We start from the raw sequence: 4,333 nt of genomic DNA on the forward strand, positions 1-4,333 counted from the left end.
GGGCTCTTTTTCTATTACAAAATCTTGTAATGAGAAAAGGGGTTTTTATTTTGGGAAAAGATGAATTGGAAAAAAATTGGGAGCCGGCCCTATCTAATAGCCGGTTAAGTGGTAGTTTTTTTACCACCCCCCAACCAAAAATAAGTTTTGACCGTATGACCATTGTTGGAGATTTACCTAAAAATAGAGCGGAATATATGGCTGATTTGCTTGGAAACAGTACATTTGTTCAGCTTTGGGATTGCCTGACGCATAAATTTAAAGGTCAAATCTTTTCGGATAAAGTCTATGTTGAACATGATCGTTTTAAAGCAGATGCCTGGGACCGAAGAAATTTCAGGATTGAATTTAATCCGAATAATTTAACAGCTGATGAAATGTCTTGGCTAAAGAAAAATATTTTGGTCGCTCTTGAAAATGTTGGTTTCACTCGTTTAGATTTAGCTTTTGATTTTGAGAAAGATTTATCTGATTTTTTTATTATGAGTGATAAAGCATTGAAAAAAACTGTTTTTTACGGTTGTGATGGAAAAGCTGAGACTAAATATTTTGGTGTAAGAGATAGCGATCGTTTTGTTAGAATTTATAATAAAAAGCAGGAAAGAAAAGATAATGCAGATATTGAAATGGAGCTTGAAGATTTTTGGCGATTTGAAATCGAGATAAAAAGAACAATGGTTGATGGTTGGAAAAATTGTTTTGATGACATGCATATTTTAAAACCTGATTGGAAAACAGTTGAAAAGATTTCTGACAGAGGAATTTTATTTTTATTACTGAACGATGAATCAGAATGGGGAAAATTAGAGCGACATCAAAAATATAAATTTAAGAAATTAGTTAAAGAAATTTCTCCTGTTGATTTAACGGATTTGATGAAATTATCTTTGAGGGAGCAGGAAAATAAACTGCAGAAACAGATTGATTTTTGGCTTTCTTAATCGATAATATACTGTCGATTTGTCGTTGAGTGGCTAGCAACGAGCCACTCATTTTTTGTGTAACAAAAAATCTTGTTTTTAAACATTGGCTAGCATAGCCGATGTTTATTTTGCGTCAGCAAAATCTAAGGGGGCTTGGGGGCTTGCCCACAACAAGATGTATTTTTAACACGAAGTGGCTATAAAATACGAATCTTGCCAAACCCTTTTCTGTTTGATTTAGAAATTTATACGGAGTATAATATTTGTAAATCGTCACCCGTATTTGGTGACAGAAAGGGTGGGGTTTTGTGAGCGAACAGAAAAATGATATGGCTAGCAGTATTGAGGAGGATAAGGCGAAAACGCCACGACGAAAAGAGGCAAGACAGATCAGTTTTCGTGTGAGCGATTCCGAGTATTCAAAGTTGAAGCAGTCGGCTGAAACTTTGAATATGAGTGTGGCTGCTTATGCGAAGAAGAAGGCACAGAATAGTCGTGTGGTCGCACCAAAATTGGATGCGGAGACACGACATGAGATTGTTCGAGATTTGAGCGGAGTGGCGAACAATTTAAATCAGATCGCAAAATGGTGCAATCAAAATAATGTTCTGCCTGAACATAAACAGGACGATTTCATCAACAAGATGGATGATCTGAAAAAAGAAGTGAATGAGATATGGCAACGATTAAACTAGGCAATACAAAGCAGGCGAGTCGGGCGATTAATTACGCTGAAAAACGGGCTGTGGTCAAAATGGGTTATAACTGTGATGTAGATTATGCTAAATCATCTTTTAAGGCCGTCAGAGGGCTCTATGGCAAGGAGGAGGGCATACAGGCACATTTAGTCATTCAATCCTTCAAGCCGGGCGAGGTGACGCCTGAACAGGCAAATGAGATCGGTATGGAGCTGGCAAAGAGAATTGCACCTGAACATCAGGTCACAATCTATACGCATGACGATACAGAGCATGTGCACAATCATATTGTGATTAATTCAGTCAATCAGGAGACAGGTAATAAATATCAGTCAAATCGTAAGCAGATGATGTTCATTAAGGAGCAGAGTAATGAGCTGTGCCACGAGCGAGGACTTTCAACAATCGACTTCTCAAAGAAAGCAGAACTCAGTTATACATTGGCTGAACAATCAATCATCAGAAAAGGAGGCGTTTCTTGGAAAGATGAGTTGAGAGAAGTGATTGAAGCAGTGAGGGAAAACGCAAAGGATAAAAAAGAGTTTGCAGAGAAATTAGAGACGTTCGGGATCAAGTTTAAAGAGACGAATAAGACAGTGAGCTATCTCCACCCTGAACAGAACAAATTTGTAAGAGGAAAGACATTGGGAAATTCATATGACAAGGAGGCGTTAGAACATGTCTTTGAGAAAAACAGAGAACGGTCAAAATGGGATGAATTTGAACAGGATAATGAACAGCGAAGAACTAGAAGAATTGAAGAGACAAAACGACTTGTTGAGAGAAAGAATGCTGGAGCTGGAAGAGGCACAGGTCAGCAGGAATCGGAAAATAGATCAGTTGGTCGACAGATTGACAGAAGTGACTACGAGTTTGAAAGGTAATGCTGACGTTCTGGACAGTCATACAAAAGTGATGGCACAGAATAAGACAGTTGAGATGGTGCTGGATGATAGACTGACACAGGCGGTTGTTGAGGCAGTGAATGATAATTTAAAGGAGCATGTGACAGGTCAGATGGCGACCCATTTGAATTATGTCAGAATAAGCAGTTCAAGAGTGAGTAATGAGCTGAAAGAATTTGGTGAGAAGATGGAGAAATCAAACAGATTTTTTTATCCGACTCTTTACGGGGTATTTATTGCATTCATTAGCTTCATCTTTTTATTTCTGACACAGATGTTCACGACAAATTTACTGGGAGAAAGTTATTATCCGATGGTTGCAAAGAAGATAGAGCAGTCTACAGGGTTTAATACATTTATCTGGTATCTGGCATACCTGACACCTGTTCTGTTAGTTGTAGGGGCGCTGTGGGTGATTTTCAGATGGCTGTTTAAGAAAAGAGAGGATTATTACAGATAAAAAGCACAGGAGTTGCGGTTTATGCCGAGAAAACTTTTGTGCTTGGAGGGGTTCCCCTTGATACACTTAGAGCCGTTCGGCGTGGTGGCGAAGCCATCAATTAAGCCGAACACAGGCTCTTGGGGGTCAGGGGGGACAGAGGCTCCAAGTCAAAAGGAAATTGGAATAAATTCATTTTTGTAATTGTTTACTTACAGAAATCATAATTAGACCTAAAATTATACCTATAATTGTTTTAATAAAAAAAACTTCGTTAAGGAAAAAGTAGGATATTAAATCCCAAACGAAAAATAATAATATTATTAAGATTCCGTTTATAAAAAAATTTTTTGCTAATTTTTCCATAGAATCATCCCTTTGTACATTGTTAAATTCAAGTTGTAATGATACACTTCTATTGTACTATAAATTTACAATAAAATACAAAGGGGTAATGTTGAATGAGAAATGTTAAAATTCTTTTAGCTTTATTTGTTGTATTATTAGGATTTGTAAGTACTAATCAATTAGATGTATATGCAAAAGTAGGCCCTAATCAAAAGTTTTATAATTCGATTGAACAAAATCAGGCTTTTAAAAAGCAAATGAAGAACGCAAAATTTGATATGAGTTATGAAAAAAATTCAATAAAAATAGTTAAAAATAGTGAATTAAAGAATTTTAATAATGATGTAGCTATTGTACAAGGTAAAATAAAAGGAAAAGATATCACAGTTGCAGCTATTATAAATGCTAATAATTTAGAAGTTTATTCTTATACACTTATGACGGTTGATGATCAGAAAAAAGGTTATGATTTAAAAGAGTATGATGGCAAAACTGGTGAATTATTATTGCATAATCATATCGATAAAAACGGAAATGTACAGAACGCTTTAAATCCAGGAGATAACCAAGAAATTAGAAGTTTTGGTATAAAGCCAGGGAGTTTTTGGTGGAAAGTTATTTGTAATTTAGCTGTATCAGGTCAATGTTCTTTAGGTTGTTTAGCATTGATTGAAATTCCTGGAGGTCCTCCAGTTTGTGCAGCTATATGTGCTTCAATGGGTGGAGCTGCTGCGTGTTAATTAGTATTAATTTAATTAATAAAAAGGATTAATTACTTCAAAGTTAATTAATCCTTTTTATTATTATTTTTTAGAGTAACTTGCAGTCATTATCTTAAAACTGTTAAAGTAAAAATAAATAAAAAAAAGAGTCCTAAACCTAAATGCTTTGGCGGGCAAAGGTAAAGGACATAAAAATAATCTCACAAGTGTGAAATCTATTTTTGTATTAAACTGTACCCAAATCATAATTTATTTAAAGGCTTTTTGCAAGATAGAGAATTTTTGATTGTTGGGTTTA

5 protein-coding genes are annotated in these 4,333 nt (G+C 35.4%); all 5 read left to right on the top strand.

The annotated features are described in order from the left end of the window. The first annotated feature begins 29 nt into the window (after positions 1–29). The 5 genes from KFV11_RS11585 to KFV11_RS11605 all read left to right on the top strand — a co-directional run bounded on the left by KFV11_RS11585 (position 30) and on the right by KFV11_RS11605 (position 4,053). Positions 30–941, top strand: a complete 912-nt coding sequence (locus KFV11_RS11585) for a replication initiation factor domain-containing protein (RefSeq protein WP_436970239.1) — start codon at positions 30–32, stop codon at positions 939–941. Positions 942–1,231: 290 nt separating this feature from the next. Next, the gene (locus KFV11_RS11590; protein ID WP_436970240.1) at positions 1,232–1,618 is read left to right on the top strand and encodes a MobC family plasmid mobilization relaxosome protein; all 387 of its coding nucleotides are present in this window, start codon (positions 1,232–1,234) and stop codon (positions 1,616–1,618) included. Beyond that, positions 1,600–2,505 carry a relaxase/mobilization nuclease domain-containing protein gene (locus tag KFV11_RS11595; protein ID WP_367305193.1) on the top strand — a complete coding sequence of 302 codons (906 nt, stop codon included), beginning with the start codon at positions 1,600–1,602 and terminating at the stop codon, positions 2,503–2,505. The genes KFV11_RS11590 and KFV11_RS11595 overlap by 19 nt, the downstream gene beginning before the upstream one ends. After that, positions 2,483–2,986 carry a DUF334 domain-containing protein gene (locus KFV11_RS11600; RefSeq protein ID WP_367305194.1) on the top strand — a complete coding sequence of 168 codons (504 nt, stop codon included), beginning with the start codon at positions 2,483–2,485 and terminating at the stop codon, positions 2,984–2,986. Before KFV11_RS11595 ends, KFV11_RS11600 begins: the two co-directional genes overlap by 23 nt. Before the next feature lie 440 nt (positions 2,987–3,426). Beyond that, positions 3,427–4,053 carry a hypothetical protein gene (locus KFV11_RS11605; protein ID WP_254250643.1) on the top strand — a complete coding sequence of 209 codons (627 nt, stop codon included), beginning with the start codon at positions 3,427–3,429 and terminating at the stop codon, positions 4,051–4,053. Positions 4,054–4,333: the final 280 nt, after the last annotated feature.

The organism is Macrococcus equipercicus (genome assembly GCF_024205945.1).
GTDB classification, from domain to species: domain Bacteria; phylum Bacillota; class Bacilli; order Staphylococcales; family Staphylococcaceae; genus Macrococcus; species Macrococcus equipercicus.